16 protein-coding genes are annotated in these 16,912 nt (G+C 67.2%); 10 read left to right on the plus strand and 6 right to left on the minus strand.

Annotated features, from left to right (window positions below; translation table 11 throughout):
• Positions 1–198: 198 nt before the first annotated feature.
• The gene (gene mfd / locus ASD82_RS15345; RefSeq protein WP_056718678.1) at positions 199–3,678 is read right to left on the minus strand and encodes a transcription-repair coupling factor; all 3,480 of its coding nucleotides are present in this window, start codon (positions 3,676–3,678) and stop codon (positions 199–201) included.
• A gap of 146 nt (positions 3,679–3,824) precedes the next feature.
• Positions 3,825–4,430: a GNAT family N-acetyltransferase gene (locus tag ASD82_RS15350; RefSeq protein WP_056718679.1), complete on the minus strand. Its 606-nt coding sequence runs from the start codon at positions 4,428–4,430 to the stop codon at positions 3,825–3,827.
• A gap of 187 nt (positions 4,431–4,617) precedes the next feature.
• Between ASD82_RS15350 and ASD82_RS15355 the strand changes: the two genes are divergently transcribed.
• The 3 genes from ASD82_RS15355 (at position 4,618) to ASD82_RS15365 (ending at position 6,834) form a co-directional block, all read left to right on the plus strand.
• Positions 4,618–5,019 carry an MmcQ/YjbR family DNA-binding protein gene (locus ASD82_RS15355; RefSeq protein ID WP_056718680.1) on the plus strand — a complete coding sequence of 134 codons (402 nt, stop codon included), beginning with the start codon at positions 4,618–4,620 and terminating at the stop codon, positions 5,017–5,019.
• Entirely contained in the window at positions 5,016–5,405 is a 390-nt protein-coding gene (locus tag ASD82_RS15360; protein ID WP_056718681.1) for a VOC family protein, read from the plus strand. The genes ASD82_RS15355 and ASD82_RS15360 overlap by 4 nt, the downstream gene beginning before the upstream one ends.
• Before the next feature lie 67 nt (positions 5,406–5,472).
• Positions 5,473–6,834 (plus strand): hypothetical protein, encoded by a 1,362-nt coding sequence (locus tag ASD82_RS15365; protein ID WP_157599300.1) that lies wholly within the window; start codon positions 5,473–5,475, stop codon positions 6,832–6,834.
• Between the two features lie 31 nt (positions 6,835–6,865).
• Here the strand turns inward: ASD82_RS15365 and ASD82_RS15370 are convergent, their stop codons facing one another.
• Positions 6,866–7,405, minus strand: coding sequence for a DUF2058 domain-containing protein (locus ASD82_RS15370; protein ID WP_056718683.1), 540 nt, complete (start codon positions 7,403–7,405; stop codon positions 6,866–6,868).
• 223 nt (positions 7,406–7,628) lie between these two features.
• Between ASD82_RS15370 and ASD82_RS15375 the strand changes: the two genes are divergently transcribed.
• From ASD82_RS15375 to ASD82_RS15390, 4 genes are all read left to right on the plus strand, one after another.
• Positions 7,629–8,051 carry a GntR family transcriptional regulator gene (locus ASD82_RS15375; RefSeq protein ID WP_056718684.1) on the plus strand — a complete coding sequence of 141 codons (423 nt, stop codon included), beginning with the start codon at positions 7,629–7,631 and terminating at the stop codon, positions 8,049–8,051.
• Complete coding sequence (locus ASD82_RS15380; protein WP_056718685.1) at positions 8,048–8,932, plus strand: ABC transporter ATP-binding protein; 885 nt, start codon at positions 8,048–8,050, stop codon at positions 8,930–8,932. Before ASD82_RS15375 ends, ASD82_RS15380 begins: the two co-directional genes overlap by 4 nt.
• Positions 8,929–9,615, plus strand: coding sequence for an ABC-2 transporter permease (locus tag ASD82_RS15385; RefSeq protein ID WP_056718686.1), 687 nt, complete (start codon positions 8,929–8,931; stop codon positions 9,613–9,615). Before ASD82_RS15380 ends, ASD82_RS15385 begins: the two co-directional genes overlap by 4 nt.
• Before the next feature lie 155 nt (positions 9,616–9,770).
• Positions 9,771–10,922 (plus strand): acyltransferase family protein, encoded by a 1,152-nt coding sequence (locus ASD82_RS15390; protein WP_056718687.1) that lies wholly within the window; start codon positions 9,771–9,773, stop codon positions 10,920–10,922.
• A gap of 30 nt (positions 10,923–10,952) precedes the next feature.
• On the opposite strand, the gene ASD82_RS15395 is transcribed toward ASD82_RS15390, so the two are convergent.
• The 3 genes from ASD82_RS15395 to rlmJ all read right to left on the minus strand — a co-directional run bounded on the left by ASD82_RS15395 (position 10,953) and on the right by rlmJ (position 13,416).
• On the minus strand, positions 10,953–11,864 hold the full coding sequence (locus tag ASD82_RS15395; protein ID WP_056718688.1) for a cation transporter: 912 nt from the start codon (positions 11,862–11,864) through the stop codon (positions 10,953–10,955).
• A 78-nt stretch (positions 11,865–11,942) separates the two neighbouring features.
• Complete coding sequence (locus ASD82_RS15400) at positions 11,943–12,458, minus strand: Slp family lipoprotein (RefSeq protein ID WP_056718689.1); 516 nt, start codon at positions 12,456–12,458, stop codon at positions 11,943–11,945.
• Positions 12,459–12,501: 43 nt separating this feature from the next.
• Positions 12,502–13,416 (minus strand): 23S rRNA (adenine(2030)-N(6))-methyltransferase RlmJ, encoded by a 915-nt coding sequence (gene rlmJ / locus ASD82_RS15405; RefSeq protein ID WP_056719125.1) that lies wholly within the window; start codon positions 13,414–13,416, stop codon positions 12,502–12,504.
• A 129-nt stretch (positions 13,417–13,545) separates the two neighbouring features.
• Between rlmJ and ASD82_RS15410 the strand changes: the two genes are divergently transcribed.
• The 3 genes from ASD82_RS15410 (at position 13,546) to ASD82_RS15420 (ending at position 16,804) form a co-directional block, all read left to right on the plus strand.
• The gene (locus ASD82_RS15410) at positions 13,546–13,938 is read left to right on the plus strand and encodes a hypothetical protein (protein ID WP_056718690.1); all 393 of its coding nucleotides are present in this window, start codon (positions 13,546–13,548) and stop codon (positions 13,936–13,938) included.
• 104 nt (positions 13,939–14,042) lie between these two features.
• The gene (locus ASD82_RS15415) at positions 14,043–15,818 is read left to right on the plus strand and encodes a copper resistance system multicopper oxidase (RefSeq protein WP_056718691.1); all 1,776 of its coding nucleotides are present in this window, start codon (positions 14,043–14,045) and stop codon (positions 15,816–15,818) included.
• Entirely contained in the window at positions 15,815–16,804 is a 990-nt protein-coding gene (locus ASD82_RS15420; RefSeq protein ID WP_082585388.1) for a copper resistance protein B, read from the plus strand. Before ASD82_RS15415 ends, ASD82_RS15420 begins: the two co-directional genes overlap by 4 nt.
• Positions 16,805–16,912: the final 108 nt, after the last annotated feature.

Here is a 16,912-nt window from a genome sequence, read left to right on the forward strand (position 1 = left end):
GCATGTCCCCGGCGGGTTGACTATCCAACCTGCCGACCTTTGAGGCCAGTGTCAAGCACGCCCCGTGCCAGCGAATCGACGGCCGGCGCAAACCTCGGCCTGGCGGGGCCGGGGGCGCCCCGGCCCGATGGCACCCGGCAGGACGCAGGCGCTGGGGCGGGTCCAGTCCGGACCCTGGGCGTCAGCGATGTGGCGCCATCAGCCCGGTCGGCGCGCGCCCAGCAGCACCAGCACTTCCTGCGCGCTGCGGATGCGTTCGCTGGCGCCGGGCAGGTCGAGGATCACCTTCAGCTTGTCCTGGCCGTCCAGCTTGTACACGCGGGGCAGTTGCTGGATCAGCTTGATGATCGCCATCGGGTCGATCTCGGGTTTCTCGCGGAAGGTGATGCGACCGCCGTTGGCACCGAAATCCAGCTTGCGGATGCCCAGCGGAGTGGCCATCAGCTTCAGGCTGGCCACCGCGAACAATTGTTTGGTGGCATCGGGGAGCAGGCCGAAGCGGTCGATCATCTCCACCTGCAGGTCGCGCAGGTCGTCCTCGCTGCGGGCGCTGGCGATGCGCTTGTACAGGGTCAGGCGGTGATGCACGTCGCCCAGGTAATCGTCGGGGATCAGCGCGGGCAGGTGCAGCTCGACTTCGGTCTCGTGCTCGGAGCTCAGGTCGAAATCCGGCACCTTGCCGGACTTCAGCGCGCGTACCGCCCGATCGAGCAGCTCGGTGTACAGGCCGAAGCCGATCTCCTGGATCTGGCCGGACTGCTCATCGCCGAGCAGTTCGCCGGCACCGCGGATTTCCAGGTCGTGGGTGGCCAGGGTGAAGCCGGCACCGAGTTCCTCCAGCGAGGCGAGTGCTTCCAGCCGCTTCTGCGCATCGGCGGTGATCGACTTGCGGTCGGGCACCACCAGGTACGCATACGCGCGGTGATGCGAGCGACCCACGCGACCGCGCAGCTGATGCAGCTGGGCCAGGCCGAAGTGGTCGGCGCGGTTGATGATGATGGTGTTGGCGCTGGGGATGTCGATGCCGGTTTCGATGATCGTGGTGCACACCAGCACGTTGAAGCGCTGGCGGTGGAAATCCGCCATCACGCCTTCCAGTTCGCGTTCGGGCATCTGGCCGTGGGCGATGCGGATGCGCGCCTCGGGCACCAGCTCCTCCAGTTCGCGCACGATCCGCTCGATGCTCTGCACCTCGTTGTGCAGGAAGTAAACCTGGCCGCCGCGCGACAGCTCGCGCTGCAGCGCCTCGCGGATCGTCGCCGGGTCCCACGCCGAGATGAAGGTGCGCACGGCGCTGCGGTGCGCCGGCGGCGTGGCGATCAATGAAAGATCGCGCAGGCCGGCCATCGCCATGTTCAAGGTGCGCGGGATCGGCGTGGCGGTCATCGTCAGCAGGTCGACCTCGGCACGCAGCTTCTTCAGCTGCTCCTTCTGGCGCACGCCGAAACGTTGTTCCTCGTCGACGATCACCAGGCCCAGGTTCTTGAACCGGATGTCCGGCTGCAGCAGCTTGTGGGTGCCCACGATCACGTCGATCTGGCCGTCGGCGAGGCGCTTCAGCGCCTCGTTCACTTCCTTGGCCGACTTGAAGCGCGACAGCACGTCGACCCGCACCGGCCAGTCGGCGAAGCGGTCGGCGAAGTTGCGGTAGTGCTGCTGGGCGAGCAGGGTGGTCGGCACCAGCACGGCGACCTGCTTGCCCGCGGTGGCGGTGGCGAAGGCGGCGCGCAGCGCGACCTCGGTCTTGCCGAAACCCACGTCGCCGCAGATCACCCGATCCATCGCGCGGGGCGCGGCCAGATCCTCCAGCACGGCCTCGATCGCGGTTTCCTGGTCGGGGGTTTCCTCGAACGGAAAGGTGCTGCCGAACTGTTCGACCATCTGCCGGTCGATCGGCATCGACTCGCCGCCGCGTGCCTGGCGCTGGGCGTAGATCGCCAGCAGTTCGGCGGCCACGTCGCGCACTTTTTCCGCGGCCTTCCGGCGCGCGCGTTCCCACGCATCGCCGCCCAGCGAATGCAGCGGCGCCAGTTCCGGCGCGGTGCCGGAGTAGCGGCTGACCAGGCCCAGCTGTGCGACGGGCACATAGAGCTTGTCGCCCTTGGCGTATTCGATGGTGAGGAACTCGCCATCCATGCCGCCCACGTCCATCGAGGCCAGGCCCTGGTAGCGGCCCACGCCGTGATCCACGTGCACGATCGGTGCGCCGATGGTGAGCTCGGTGAGGTCGCGGATGATGCTTTCCGGATCGCGCGCGGTGCCACGGCGGCGCTTGCGGTCGCGCTCGCTGCGCACCCGCTCGCCGTAGAGCTCGCGCTCGGTGAGCACGGCGAGCGCGGGCTTGGTCAGCGCAAAGCCCTGTTCCAGCGGCGCGATGGTGATCGCGAACTTGACTCCCTCCCCTGCTTGCAGGGGAGGGTTGGGGAGGAGAAAAGCGCCCCAGCCCTCGATGACTTCGGGTTTCAATCCCGCTGCTGCCAGCGTCTCGATCAGCGCCTCGCGTCGCCCCGCCGAATCTGCGGCGATCAGCACGCGGCCGGGATAGCTGGACAGGAAATGCCGCAGCGACGTGCCGGGCTCCTCGCCCTTGCGATTGAGCGGCAGCTCCGGCGCCGGCTGGGTGCCGGTGTCGACGGCATGCTCGTGGCCGGCCTCGACCACTTCCACCCGCAGCCGCTTGTTGAGCTGTTCGCGCAGCTTTTCCGGCGGCAGGTAGAGCTCGGCCGGTGGCAGCACCGGGCGCTCGATGTCGTGCGCGCGCTGGTCGTAGCGTTCGGCGGTCTGCGTCCAGAACTGCTCGGCCGCTTCGCCGGCGCCTTCGCCCAGCACGAACAGCGCGTCGTCGGCGACGTAGTCGAACAGCGTGGCGGTTTGTTTGAAGAATAAAGGCAGGTAGTACTCGATGCCGCCGGGCGTGACGCCTTCCTTCATGTCCTGGTACAGCGGGCAGCGGCGCACGTCGATCGGGAAGCGTTCGCGCAGGTTGCCCCGAAATTCCTTCGCCGCTTCGTCGGTCAGCGGAAACTCGCGTGCCGGCAGCAGCTCGACCTTGTCCACCTGCTGCTGCGAGCGCTGGGTTTCCGGATCGAAGCTGCGGATCGAATCCACTTCATCGTCGAACAGCTCGATGCGATACGGCTCAGCCGTGCCCATCGGGAAAACGTCGAGCAGGGCGCCGCGCACGGCGAAGTCACCGGGCTCGGCCACCTGGGGCACGTGACGGTAACCGGATGCCTCAAGCCGGCGCTGCTCGGCGGCCAGGTCGAACTTCTGGCCCCTGGACAGCACCAGTCCGGAACCGGTGATGTGCGAGCGCGGCGCAATCCGCTGCATCAGCGTGGCGATCGGCACCACCAGCACGCCGCGTTTCACGCTGGGCAACTGGTACAAGGTGGCGATGCGCTGCGAGACGATTTCCGGATGCGGACTGAACACGTCGTAGGGCAACGTTTCCCAGTCCGGGAAATGCAGCACCGGCAGGCCACCGGCGAAGATCTTCAGCTCCGATTCGAGCGCCTGGGCGCGCTGGGTGTCGCGGGTCACCGCCACCAGCAGGCCTTCGTGCGAACGCGCCGCTTCGGCAATCAGCAGCGCTCGGCCGGAGCCGTGGGGCGGCGTCCAGTAGCGGCGTTGCTTCGGGGTGGTCGGCAGGGGCGGGTGTTTGATCGGGCTGGTCATGGGGACGCGTGTGCAGGGCGCCGCCAGAAGTGCCGCGCCGGGGAAAGCGGGCAAGTGTAACGCGATGTGCCCGAGCGTCCGTGGAGCGGCGCTGATGTCTTGCTCCCCCCTGCAAGCAGGGGAGGGCCGGGATGGGGTATAGCCTTTCAGAGCTTCAGCGTGATCTGCGCCGTGCCCGGTTCGTCCGGCATCATCCGCTGGGTGAAGCCCAGCTCCCGGCACAGCTGCAGCATCGGCCGGTTCTCCAGCAGCACGTAACCCCACAGCTCGGCGAGGCCGCGGCGGCGGCAGTCGTCGACCAGCCGCTGCATCAGCAGGGCGCCCAAGCCGCGGCGGCTCCAGTCCTGTTCCACCAGCACCGAGAACTCGGCGCTGTCGGTGGCTTCGTCGACATAGATCCGCCCCACGCCGCGCATCTCGGCCGGCTGCTCGGATTCGTCCATCAGCACATAGGCGGTTTCGAGCGCGGGGTCGATGCGGCACAGGCGCTGGGCCATCGGTGCGGGCAGCTCGGACATCGCATGCAGGAAGCGGCGGCGAATGTCTTCCGGCGACAGCCGGGTGAAGCAACGCTGCATCGCGGCCACGTCGCCGGCCTCGATCGGGCGCAGCACCAGCTCCCGTCCATCCTGGGTATGCACCTGCTCACCCCGTAGGGACGGCGCCACGCGGGGACGGGCGAAGCGTTCGCTGCTGCGCGGCGGCAGTGCGGCGTAGCGGGTGGGGGCGGCGAAGTCGATGGCAGGGATCATGGCAGCTCCATACTTTTGCGTATTGTGTGCACCGCAGCATGAATTTGCAATGACGGGCGCTGCGGTGGGCTGTCACATGGTTCCGCGCCATGGCATCGACCGGCCTGCGGATGGTGCAGCACGGGAGATGCAGACAGAAACGCCGTGGCCCCGCACAATGCGGGTCGGAATTCCCCGGAGCGATGGCATGGCCCGCAAACCCGTCCGCGGCCTCACGGCGGCCCAGCTGCAAGCGCTCTGCGGCCAGTGGCCAGGGGTCACCCGTGATACCAAATGGGGTGTCGACATGGTGTTCAGCGTGGGTGGCAAGATGTTTGCGGTGATGCCGTCCGATGGCAGCGAGGGCGGGCGGCTGTCGTTCAAGGTGGGCGACGATCGTTTCCTCGCGCTCACCGATCAACCCGGCATCATTCCGGCGCCGTACCTGGCGCGGGCGCACTGGATATCGATCACCGAACCGCAGCGCTTCGCCACCGCCGAGCTGGCCGCGTACATCCTCGACGCGTACACCCTGGTCCGCGCGAAACTCACCAAAAAATTGCAGGCGGAGCTCGGGCCGCTGCCGACACTCAAGGCGGAAAAGGCATGAAACAGCATCTGGGCGCCCTGGCGCTGCTGGTCGCCGATTACGACGAAGCGATTGCCTGGTACACCCGCGCGCTGGGCTTCGAGCTGATCGAGGATACCGACATGGGCGGCGGCAAGCGCTGGGTATTGCTGGCGCCGCCGGGCTCGCACGAAACGCGCCTGCTGCTGGCGAAAGCGAACGGCGACGAACAGGTCTCGCGCATCGGCAACCAGACCGGTGGCCGCGTCTTCCTGCTGCTGCACACCGACGACTTCCAGCGCGACTGGCAGCGTATGCGCGCCGCCGGCGTGCACTTCCGCGAGGAACCGCGCCACGAGGCCTACGGCACGGTGGCGGTGTTTGAGGATCTGTACGGCAACGGCTGGGACCTGCTGCAGCTGGCATGATCATGCTGCCGGCAGGCAGGGAGTGGCGGCGCGGGTTTCCATCGGAGGGAAGGGGATGAGGTCTTGGGTGTTCTGGCCGGCGATCATCGCCGCATGCTTCGTGTCGATCAGCCTGAGCCAGGCCGAGCCGCACAACGTGGCCCAGGTGGCGGGCGCAGCCCTGGCCTGGATCGTTACCGTGAGCCTCGGCTGGACACGCTGGGTCGGCAGGTCCGCGACATGGCTTGGACAACTGGCTGCCGCGGCCGGGGCGCTCATCCTGGTCGCGCTCATCCACGACTGGCTGCCCAGGACCGACGTGTTCGTGATCTACCGGAGGAACTGCCCGCCCCGGATGGGTTCGTTCTGGCCACTGTGCTTCGCCTGGGTCGGCGGGGCCGGACTGCAGACGTTTGCCCTGTGGGGCAGGCGGCTGCCCCTGAGGGGCACGGGGGCTGCTCCGAGGTTGCGCGCCGTGGCGTGGTGGTCGCTGATGATCGCGTGGACGCTTGTCTGTGCCCTGGTGTTTGTACGCAACATCAATGCGGTGGCGCTCGGCGTGTCATTGCGCGGTGCTGCGGAGGTGCTGGGAATACTGTTGGGCGCGGGCGGCATTCTTGCCGGCCTCCTGTGGCTTTCGACGCGCTCCGAAAGCAAGGCGCGAAGGAAAGCCCTGGCCGACTACCAAGCGATCGGCGCGGCGACGCGGGCGGCACTGCTGGCCTTGATCGACAGCCACGCCCGCCGGGGCACGTTCAGGCTGCTGTATCGCATCGCCAGCGAAAAGGGCGATGCTCATTCGCTTGCCCGCGTAGGTGGCGAACCCCTGGCGGGGCCAGACGAGATGTGGCCCCTCGACGACGAGGGACAGCCCGGCAAATTCCTGCTCCAGTTGCCGCTTGCGGGCGTGGCGCACCCGGCCTGGAACGACCGATGGTTGACGATTTATCTGGGGCAGCACGAGTTGCTCGTCAGAAGTTATCCCGGTGCGGCGGACCTGGTTGTCACCGCTGCTCCCAACGGCGTGACGAAACTCGCCGCCCGGGCACTGGAACCGCTGGCCATGCCGATCATGGAATCCCTCGGTGACGACGATGAGCGGGGGCACGGCGCGCTGGATGGCGCATGGCTGCTGGAGACCGTTCCGGGGCTCGGGAAAAGGCTGTCCGCGCTGACCGCGCAGCCGCTGCGCGTGCTGTCGATGCTGCTGGACGGGGACGACGCCATAGCCGACTTCGCGGTGGAAAACGCCATCCTGGTGGGCGGCGAGCCCGAGTTGATCCAGGGGCCACACGAACCGCATTGCGAACTTTGCCAGGCGCCGATGCGGTTTCTTCTGCAGTTCTGCGACGTCACGGACAACGACGAGCTCGGTGACTGCGGCGTCGGCTACGTCTATGGCTGCGATGCCCACCCGGAGCATTGCCGGGCGTTCGTGGATTGCTACTGAGAAAGCCGCGGCGCCGACGGCAACAGCAGGGCTACCAGATCAGGTCGTCCGGCACTTCGAACTGCTTGTAATACTCGTCGTCGGTGTCGTTGCCGGCCGTCGTCTCCGTGCGGCCGTGGTCGAGCACGATCATCGCCGCGTCGCGTTCGCGGACCTTGTCGGCGGCCACGCGGGGCAGCAATTCGTAGCCCTCGCCGTGGCGCACGATCACCAGCGTGCCGGCGGCCAGCTGCGCGCGCAGCGGTTCGTTCACCAGCACGTCCCTGATCCGGTCGCCGTCGGTGAAGCGGTAGGCGATCTCGCCTTCGCGTTTCACCTTGTGCGCCTCGACGATCTGGCGCACCTGGGCGCGTGCCTCGTTGAGGCGCAACTGCGCATTGCGCTCGGCGGCGATGGCCCGGTCGCGCTCGGCCTTTTCCGCCTGCAGGCGCTGCGCCTCGAGCTGTTCGGCGCTGGCGGCTGCGGGCGCCTTGCCCTTGTGCTTCTTTGCCTGTTCGCGCACGACCTGCGCGGCCTTGGTCTTGTTGACCAGGCCGGCCTTGAGCAGTTGTTCCTGCAGCGGATTGCGCATGTTCGGGAGATCCCGGCTGTACTGGGCCGGCCATTGTAGACCGCGCGGACTGCCGCGCGGCCTGGCCGGATTCGGCGGCTGGCCGCGGACGGCGCCGGAGCCTGCTCGTCGCCACGCCGTCCGGCGCCTCGCCGCGCGTCCCGGATGCGCGCTGGCGGACGGCCGTTGCCGGCGGTCGGAACGGAGGCTTTACAGCGCGATATCCGGTGTGCATACTGTGTATATGAAGTATACACAGATCGACCCCGAACTGCTTCTGTCGACCAGCGACAGCACGCCGATGTACCAGCAGATCGTCAACCAGATCACCACCAAGGTGATGGCCGGCGACTGGCCGGCGGGCCAGCCGTTGCCGTCGATCCGCGAGTTGGCCAGCGCCAGCCGGGTCAGCGTGATCACGGTCAAGCGCGCCTACGCGGAACTGGGCCAGGCCGGGGTGATCGTGACGCGGCACGGCATGGGTTCGTTCGTGGCCGACTCGCCAAACCTGTCCCACAGCCTGCTGCAGGCCGAGTTCACCCAGCACTTCGAGGCCATGCGGGCCTGCGCTCGACGGCTGGGCCTGTCTGCCGAAGACATCCGCAAATTGCTTGACGACGAACAGGCCGACTGGTCTGCCGAACCCACCAGGGGATCAACACCATGAGCACCGCCTTCGCCCTGTCCGGGGTGACCAAACGCTACGAGAACTTTGCGCTGCGGGACATCGACCTCAGCATGCCCGAGGGGCAGGTGATGGGGCTGGTGGGCGTCAATGGCGCCGGCAAGACCACCTTGCTGCGCATCCTCGGCGGCCTTGCGCTGGCCGACGCGGGCACGGTCGAAGTGCTTGGCCACGACATGCCGACGCAGCAGGTGGCCGCGAAGGCGGACCTGGGATTCGCCACGGAAGACATGCGCCTGTTCAGGACCCGCACGCTGCGCTGGCACATGGATTTCGTGCGTTCGATCTACCCGGGCTGGGACGAGGTCTACGCGGCCGAGTTGCTGCGCCGTTTCGACCTGCGCGCGGAGCAGAAGCTGGCCGGCTTCTCGCACGGGCAGCGGGTCAAGGCGCTGCTGATGCTCAATTTCGCCCGCCGGCCAAAACTGCTGCTGCTCGACGAGCCCACCACGGGCCTGGACCCGGTCGCCCGCGACGAGGTGCTGGAGGCGCTCGCCGACGTATTGCGCGACGAGGCGCGCAGCGTGCTGTTCTCCTCGCACAACACCAAGGACATCGAGCAGATGGCCGACACCATCACCTTCGTCCACAACGGCACGCTGCTCGCCTCGCGGGACAAGGAATCCTTCCTCGACGACTGGCGCCGTGTCATCTGCCACGGGTCGTGGGTGCCGGACAAGGCCGCGTGGCCGGAGATCGCCGCGGTGCGCCAGAACGGCTCGATCGTGGAACTGAAGGTGCGCCAGTTCAGCGAGGGCCTGCTGCAGCGCATGCAGACGCAAGGCGCGGAAATCCGCAGCGCCGATCCGATGAACCTCGAAGACATCTTCGTTACCACCGTACGCGCCGGAGGTGCGGCATGAATCGTTCCCGACTCAACTGGCCGGTGATCAGGCTGCTGGTGGCCAAGGACTGGCAACTGTTCCAGAAGCAGCTGGCGGCGTGCGTGCTCGGCGGCATCGTGGCGTTGTGCCTGATCGGCATGGCCACCGGCTGGAGTTTCTACCTGGGCTCGCTGCTGCTGATCATCATGCTGGTGTGCACCTCGTGCTTCTCGATTTCGAATTCGCTGCTGGTCGAGCGCAAGGAGCACACGCTGGCCTTCGTGATGAGCCTGCCGGTGACGCCGCTGGATTACTACCTGTCGAAGCTGGTCGGCAACCTGGTCACCTTCCTCGTGCCGTTCCTGGCGATGCTGGCCGGAACCGTGCTGGTGATCCTGTACACGCCGCTGCCGGACGGGTTGGTCGTGCTGTCCTTGCTGATCTTCGGACACGTGTTGCTGGCTTATGCCGTGTCCCTGAGCGTGGCCATGGCGGTGGAGTCCGAGGGCTGGAACATCTTCGCGATGATCGGCAGCATGCTGCTGATCAATCCCCTGATCATGCTGTTGGGGCAGATCCCGGCGATCAATGATCACGTCAAGGCCGACACGATTTATTTCGCTCCCGTCGCGGTGGCGATCCTGCTGGCCCAGGCGACGCTGAGCGTGGTGGTGCTGGCGGCCACCGGCTGGGTGCACTGCCGGAAGAAATCCTTCTACTGAGCTGATCCACCGTTCCCGCTGAACGCAGTCCGCGCAGCGGGCGGAGTCGAAGTGCCTTCGCGTCCCTGGCCGTGCTGGAATCCGGCCAGGGAAAAGGCGGGGCGCAAGGCAAGAACCCTCTCGTGAGTCCGACAGATCCGTTCGGAGGTTTCGCCATGCACGACACCGTGCGTTTTCACTACATGGACAACCTGCGCGCGCTGGCGATGCTGGCCGGGGTGGTCTTCCACGCCGCGCTGGCCTACAGCCCGCTGCTGCACCCGTATTTCCCCACGGCCGACCGCGCGCAGTCGCCGGCCATCGACCTGGTCATCTGGTTGCTGCACCTGTTCCGCATGCCGCTGTTCTTCGTGGTCGCCGGCTTCTTCGCCGCGATGCTGCTGAACAAGCGCGGGATGGGTGGCCTGATTCTCAATCGGCTAAGGCGCATCGGGTTGCCGCTGGTGATCTTCTGCCCGCTGGTGATCGCCGCGATGAGCTACAGCACGCTGCATGCCGCGGCGTACGTGCAGAACCCGTCGCCGGTGCTGCTGATGATCCGGCAGTTCTCGCAGATGGCGAACCCGCCAGCGCTGCCGCCGGGCACCGGGCATCTGTGGTTCCTCTACTACCTGCTGTTTTTCTACGTGCTGACCTGGGTGGCCAGAAGCCTGGAGCTGGGCAAGCCGGGCAACTTCGTGCGCGGCCTGAATCCCGCGTGGCAACTGCTGCTGTTTCCGATGCTGCTGGTGCCGGCGCTGGCTTCGGTGAGCGCGCCGCATCCGGCACCGGAAAGCCTGTTTCCCCAGTTCTGGGCATTCGGCTTCTACGGGCCGTTCTTCGTTTTCGGCTACCTGCTGTCTGGCCACGAGGCGTTGATCGAACGGTTCCGTCGTTTCGCGCCGTGGCTGCTGCTGGCCAGCGTCGCGCTTTACGGTGCGTTCCTGTATCTGCTCAAGCGCCACGTGCCCACCGCCGCGGATCCGTCCGCCAGCCTACCCATCGCGATGATCGAGGCGTGCATCAGCGTCTGGATGACCTGCGTGTGCCTGGTCGCCGGCCGCTCACTGCTGAACCGCAGCAACCGCCTGTTGCGCTACCTGTCCGACGCGTCGTACTGGGTCTACATCGTCCATCTGCCGATCCTGTTCGTGATCCAGTACCGGCTGATGGACATGGCGTGGGGGTGGGGTGCGAAGTTCGCGATCTCCGTCGTTGCGACCTTCACGATCTGCCTGCTCAGCTACCACCTGCTGGTGCGCAAGACCGTGGTCGGCCGACTGCTCGGTGCCCGACTGCCGGTGGCGGGAACGGCCGCGGGGGCGTGACTGACGTCGACGCCGTTCGGGCGCAACCGGTCAATCCGCGTTGTCCGGCTCGAAGAAGCTCCAGCGTATGTCGGTGAATTCCGCCTTCATCGCGGCCTCGACGATGTTGATCGCGGCGATCAGTTCGGGGTTGCCGGCGGTGGGCTGCATACGCGCCTTCACCGCGACCATCACGTCGGGGCCCATCTGCAGGGTGATCAGGTTCAGCACGTCGGCGACTTCGGGGCGGTTTTTCAGAAAGCCCATCAGCTCGTCGCGGCGGCGGGGTTCCATGCCCTGGCCGATCAGCAGGGCCTTCACCTCGATCGCCACCAGCACCGCCACCACGATCAGCAGCAGGCCGATCGCGATGGTGCCGGCGGCGTCGAACATCAGGTTGCCGGTGAGCATGGTGGCGCCGACGGCGAGGGCGGCCAGGCACAGGCCGATGAGGGCGGCCAGGTCTTCGCCGAAGATCACCAGCAGTTCGCTGGAGCGGGTTTCGCGGAACCAGGTCCACAGGTTCTGCTCACCGCGCGCCTTGTTGACTTCCTGCAGACAGCCGCGCATCGAGATGCCTTCGACGACGATGCCGAACAGCAGCACGCCAAGCGCCAGCCACGGCCACTTCAGCGGCTCGGGATTCGTGAGTTTGTGCACGCCTTCGTAGATCGAAAACATGCCGCCCACGCTGAATAGCAGGATCGCGACCAGGAACGACCAGAAATACAGCGCGCGGCCCCAGCCCAGCGGGAATTCGTCCGACGGCGGCCGTTTGGCCTGGCGGATGCCGAGCAGCAGCAGGCCCTGGTTGCTGCAGTCGGCGAGCGAGTGCACGGCCTCGGCCATCATCGCGCCGGAGCCGGTGACGATGGCGGCGACGAGCTTGGCCACGAAGATGGCGAAGTTGGCACCCAGTGCGAGCAGGATGGCTTTGATCGGGTTGGCGTGGCCGGAAGACATGCGGCTTCAATCCATGGAATGAGGCTGCCCAGTTTACCGGTGGCGAAGAATTTTGCGGGGGTGAGTGATGACAGGCGATCAGTGGATGCCCACGCCCACGCCCAGACCGAAGCGGATGTTGTTGCGGCCCTTGTTCATTTCCTCGGCGGTCCAGACGTGCGAGTGCGTCACGCTGACCAGCGGGAACACGTAATCCGCTTCGCCGACCTTGCCGGCACGACTGCCGTTGAGCTTGCCGTCGACCGTCATCATCGCGCCGGCGGGATAGTCCAGCGGCTCCACGTAGCCCGGCATCACCGCGACGAAGCGGCCACTGCCGCTGTCGTTCGCCTTCGGCCTCTGCGAGGAGTCGAGCGGGTAGGCCAGCAGCTCGATCTCGCTGTGGTCGGCGAACACCTTGACCTGCACGATGCGGCCACCCCAGACCACCTCGTTGCCGCTGAACTTCTCGGGCGTCTGGGCCACTTCGAACGGTGCGGCGGTGACGGTGCCGGTGCTGGTCTTGTAGATCGGCGCCGGCGCGCAGGCGGCCAGCATCAGCAGGGCGGCGGGCATGGCGAGGCGGGTCAGCAGGGAAGCAGGACGGATGCGCATGGACGTGCTCCTGGAGGAAGCCGGATGGGTGGATGCACCGAGCTTAGCGGCGGCCCGGCGGCCGCGGTAGTCGCGAGGCGGGCAGCGGGCTGGGGACGTTCAGCTGGCTGCCGGCTTCGTCCAGCAGCCAATCGAGTTTCACTTCGGCCGGACGCTCCTGTGACAGCAGGCTGGCCAGCACGCGCAGTGGTTCGCGCAAGCTGTCGTCGAGGTTCCACGGCGCGTTGAGGATGACCATGCCCGAGCCGTTGAGGCGCAGCGGCGAATCGTCCGGGTGCACCAGCAATTCGGCGCGCAGGATGCGCTTGACGCCGCTGTGCTGCAGCTTGCGCAGGAACGGCTGCACCTGACTGCGCAGCTTGATCGGATACCACACCGCATACACGCCGGTGGGCCAGCGCAGCAGGGCGGTCTTCAACGCCTGCTCGATCAGCTTGTATTCGGCTTCCTGCGCCTCGTAGGGCGGATCGATCAGCACCAGGCCGCGCTTCTCCTTCGGCGGCAGCAGCGCCTTCAGCGCCTCGTAGCCGTCGCGCTGGTGCACGTGCACCTGGGGATTGCCGCGGAACAGGTCGCGCAGCTTGGACGCTTCCTCGGTGTGCAGTTCGCACAACTGGGCGCTGTCGTCCGGGCGCAGCAGGCGGGCGACCTGCAGCGGCGAACCGGGGTACTGCTTCAGTCCCTGCTCGTTGCCTTCGCCACCCAGGATGCTGGCGCGCCAGCGCTGCAGCAGCGCCGGCACCTTCTCGGCCGGATGCAGGCGGGAGATGCCGTCCTTGTGTTCGCCGGTCTTCTTCGCCTCGAAACCGTCCAGCGGATAGTTGCCGCTGCCGGCGTGGGTGTCGATGTAGCAGAACGGCGCGGGCTTGGCCTGCATCGCCTCGATCAGGGCGAACAGCACGGCGTGTTTCAGGACATCGGCGAAATTGCCGGCGTGATAGGCGTGGCGGTAATTCATGGCGGTCACGGCGGGCGGGGTGGCCGAGTATAGAGCGCCCGGCGCGATGTTCCCCGTGATCGACCGGGCAGTCCGGGCGGAGCCTGCTCCAGAGTTGAGCTCGTCCGCAGCAGTCCGTAAGCTGCCGCGATGAGTTTTCCCCGGCGCCAGCTGTCGCATTCCCGTCCCTGCCTTGCACTGGCCTGGCTGGCCTGGCTGCTCCTGCTGGTCAGCCCGCTGCAGGCTGCACCGATGGCGATGGCTGCCGGTGTTGCGCATGGTGGCCATGCGGCGATGGCGCAGCATGGCGAGCTTGCCGCCGATGCCGGGATGGCGGACGGCTGCTGTGCGGCGCAACCGCTTCCGGCGGGTGATGTCGCGCAGCACGCCTGTCACTGCGCCGCATGGTGCGGCAGCGCCTTGCCGGCATGGGCGCTGCCGATGCCCGATCACGTCGCCATGCAGACGCCGCGGGCGAGGCCGCGAAGCCCGTTCATGCCACACGGCGTGCACATGCGATTGCTGCGGCCACCCGCCGCCTGACTTTCCTGCGTGTCCCCAACCCTGGTGACGACTCGAGCTGTCGAGGCGAGCGTGCCGGGCAACCGTGACCGGCGTCGAGCGTCGACGCCGTGATGGAGAGTTCCATGAAACCTCTTTCTTCCCGCCCCGATCTGTCGCGGCGGCGTTTCGTGCAGGGCGTCGCGCTGGGCAGCGTGGCTGCCGGCGCGGGACTGCTGCGGCCTTCCGACGCCTGGGCGCTGAACAGTCCCGGGCAACCGGCGGTGTTGAGCGGCACCGACTTCGCGCTGGACATCGTCGAGCGAACCGTCAACTTCACCGGTGCGGCGCGGCCGGCGATCACCGTCAACGGCGGCGTGCCCGGTCCGCTGCTGCGCATGCGCGAAGGCAGCACGGTGAGCCTGCGCGTGAGCAACCGCCTGCGCGTGCCCACCTCGATCCACTGGCACGGCATCGTGCTGCCGTTCCGGATGGATGGCGTGCCCGGCCTCAGCTTCGACGGCATCGCGCCGGGCGAAACTTTCCTCTACCGCTTCCAGCTCCGTCAGAGCGGCACCTACTGGTATCACTCGCACTCGGGTTTCCAGGAACAGAACGCGCTGTACGGTCCGCTGGTGATCGAGCCGGCCGGCCCCGAGCGCCATCCGACCGACCGCGACTACGTGGTGATGCTCAACGACTGGACCGACGAGGACCCCGCGCGCATCTACGCCAAACTCAAGAAGCAGAGCGACTACTACAACTTCGCCCAGACGACTGCGGCGGATTTTTTCCGCGACGTGCGCGAGAAGGGATTGTCCCGCGCGCTGTCGATGCGCCGGATGTGGAACGAGATGCGCATGAACCCGACCGACCTGGGCGACGTCTCCGGTTACACCTACACCTACCTGATGAACGGAGCGGCCCCCGCGCAGAACTGGACCGGCCTGTTCCGGCCAGGCGAGAAGCTGCGCCTGCGCTTCATCAACGGCTCGGCGTCCACGTTCTTCGACGTGCGCATACCCGGACTGAAGATGACCGTGATCGCCGCCGACGGGCAGGACGTCGAACCCGTGCCGGTCGACGAGTTCCGCATCGCGGTGGCCGAAACCTATGACGTGATCGTCGAGCCCCGGGAGGAGCGCGCATACACGGTGTTTGCCCAGTCGATCGATCGCGGCGGTTACGCGCGCGGCACGCTGGCACCGCGTGTAGGAATGACGGCGGAACTGCCGCCGGTGGACCGGCGCGTGTGGCTGGACATGCGCGACATGATGGGCGCGATGCCGCACGCCGGGCACGGCGGTGGCCATGCCGCGATGCCCGGCATGGACTACGGCAACATGGATCATGGCAGCATGGATCACGCGGGGATGGATCACGGCAGCATGGCCACCGCACCTGCCGTGCACCACGCCCGCAGCGAATACGGCCCCGGCGTGGACATGCGCGTCGACACGCCGCGCAGCAACCTCGACGATCCGGGCATCGGCCTGCGCGACAATGGCCGCCAGGTGCTGACCTACGCCGACCTGCACACCGTCGGCGGTCCGATCGACGCACGCGAGCCCGGTCGCGAGATCGAACTGCACCTGACCGGCAACATGGAGCGCTTCATGTGGTCGTTCGACGGCATCCAGTACCCCGACGCCACACCCATCCATTTCAACACCGGCGAGCGCCTGCGCATCGTGCTGGTCAACGACACCATGATGAACCACCCGATCCACCTGCACGGCATGTGGAGCGAACTGGAAAGTCCCGACGGGCAGTTCCAGGTGCGCAAGCACACCGTCAACGTGCAACCCGCGCAGCGCATCAGCTACGCGGTGACCGCCGATGCGCCGGGCCGCTGGGCCTGGCACTGCCATCTGCTGTACCACATGGAGGCGGGGATGATGCGCGAGGTGGTGGTGTCATGACCATTCATCGTCGCGAACACTGGCTCATTCCATCGCACTCGGCATGGCTGATCGCGCTGTTGCTGGCGCTGCCGCCGGCGGTCGAGGCGCAGAGCGCACCCGCCACGTCGAGCAGCACGGCGCCCATGGCCATGTCGGCGATGCCCGGGATGGATCACGGCGAGATGCCGGGGATGGATCACCCTGCGGTGCCCATCGCTCCGGCGGCACCCGACATGCCGGCGCTGGAGCCGCCGCCGATGCCGGGCATGCCCATGGCGCCGATGCAGGGCGGCCGCCCGCCTGCGGACGCACGCAGCGGCGATTACTCCGACGGCATCGCCGCCAGCCCGATGCACGCGATGCCCGTGCACGGACGCGCAGCGTCCGGCCTGTTGCGGATCGATCAGCTGGAGGCTTTCCACGGTGGCGAAGGCAACGGCCAGCGCTGGGAGATCCGGGGCTGGTACGGCAGCGACAGCGACAAGCTGTGGCTGCGCAGCGAAGGCGTGCGCAGCGAAGGCAAGCTCGAGGACGGCGAACTGGAGCTGCTCTGGAACCACGCCACCAGCAGCTACTGGAGTCGCCAGCTGGGTGTCCGCCACGACATCGGCGACGGTCCGGCACGCAGCTGGATCGCCGTTGGCGTGCAGGGGCTCGCTCCGTACTGGTTCGAGCTGGAGGCCACCGGTTACGCAGGGGCCGGCGGGCGGACGGCCGCGCGCCTGCGCGTGGACTACGAGTTGCTGTTGACCCAGCGGCTGGTGCTGCAGCCGGAGCTGGAGGTGAACCTGTACGGCCGGCGCGATCCGCAGCGCCGCTTGGGTGAGGGCTTGTCCGACATCCAGTTCGGCCTGCGTTTGCGCTACGAGATCCGGCGGGAGTTTGCGCCCTATCTCGGAGTGAACTGGATACGTCGGGTCGGCGCGACCGCCGACTATGCACGCCACGACCAGCGGGCGGTGCGGGAGCGGCAATGGCTGGCCGGGGTACGGTTCTGGTTCTGAGATCGCGTATCGTCAGGGTGAGTCGACCCTTGTGGGCCGGTTGACGTATAACGGCATGGCACGCGTGGCGTGCCCTCGACGAACCCAACGGCAGGCGAGCTTGCAACT

Source organism: Rhodanobacter sp. Root179, from assembly GCF_001428465.1.
In the GTDB taxonomy this organism is placed as follows: Bacteria; Pseudomonadota; Gammaproteobacteria; order Xanthomonadales; family Rhodanobacteraceae; genus Rhodanobacter.

Bases quoted from the DNA above. Each gene is read 5' to 3' on its own strand.
- ASD82_RS15360 (WP_056718681.1), top strand. From the start codon at position 5,016: ATGAAACAGCATCTGGGCGCCCTGGCGCTGCTGGTCGCCGATTACGAC.
- ASD82_RS15370 (WP_056718683.1), bottom strand. From the start codon at position 7,405: ATGCGCAATCCGCTGCAGGAACAACTGCTCAAGGCCGGCCTGGTCAAC.
- ASD82_RS15400 (WP_056718689.1), bottom strand. From the start codon at position 12,458: ATGCGCATCCGTCCTGCTTCCCTGCTGACCCGCCTCGCCATGCCCGCC.
- ASD82_RS15415 (WP_056718691.1), top strand. From the start codon at position 14,043: ATGAAACCTCTTTCTTCCCGCCCCGATCTGTCGCGGCGGCGTTTCGTG.
- ASD82_RS15420 (WP_082585388.1), top strand. From the start codon at position 15,815: ATGACCATTCATCGTCGCGAACACTGGCTCATTCCATCGCACTCGGCA.
- ASD82_RS15350 (WP_056718679.1), bottom strand. From the start codon at position 4,430: ATGATCCCTGCCATCGACTTCGCCGCCCCCACCCGCTACGCCGCACTG.
- ASD82_RS15390 (WP_056718687.1), top strand. From the start codon at position 9,771: ATGCACGACACCGTGCGTTTTCACTACATGGACAACCTGCGCGCGCTG.
- ASD82_RS15380 (WP_056718685.1), top strand. From the start codon at position 8,048: ATGAGCACCGCCTTCGCCCTGTCCGGGGTGACCAAACGCTACGAGAAC.
- ASD82_RS15385 (WP_056718686.1), top strand. From the start codon at position 8,929: ATGAATCGTTCCCGACTCAACTGGCCGGTGATCAGGCTGCTGGTGGCC.
- mfd (WP_056718678.1), bottom strand. From the start codon at position 3,678: ATGACCAGCCCGATCAAACACCCGCCCCTGCCGACCACCCCGAAGCAA.
- ASD82_RS15355 (WP_056718680.1), top strand. From the start codon at position 4,618: ATGGCCCGCAAACCCGTCCGCGGCCTCACGGCGGCCCAGCTGCAAGCG.
- ASD82_RS15395 (WP_056718688.1), bottom strand. From the start codon at position 11,864: ATGTCTTCCGGCCACGCCAACCCGATCAAAGCCATCCTGCTCGCACTG.
- ASD82_RS15410 (WP_056718690.1), top strand. From the start codon at position 13,546: ATGAGTTTTCCCCGGCGCCAGCTGTCGCATTCCCGTCCCTGCCTTGCA.
- ASD82_RS15375 (WP_056718684.1), top strand. From the start codon at position 7,629: ATGAAGTATACACAGATCGACCCCGAACTGCTTCTGTCGACCAGCGAC.
- rlmJ (WP_056719125.1), bottom strand. From the start codon at position 13,416: ATGAATTACCGCCACGCCTATCACGCCGGCAATTTCGCCGATGTCCTG.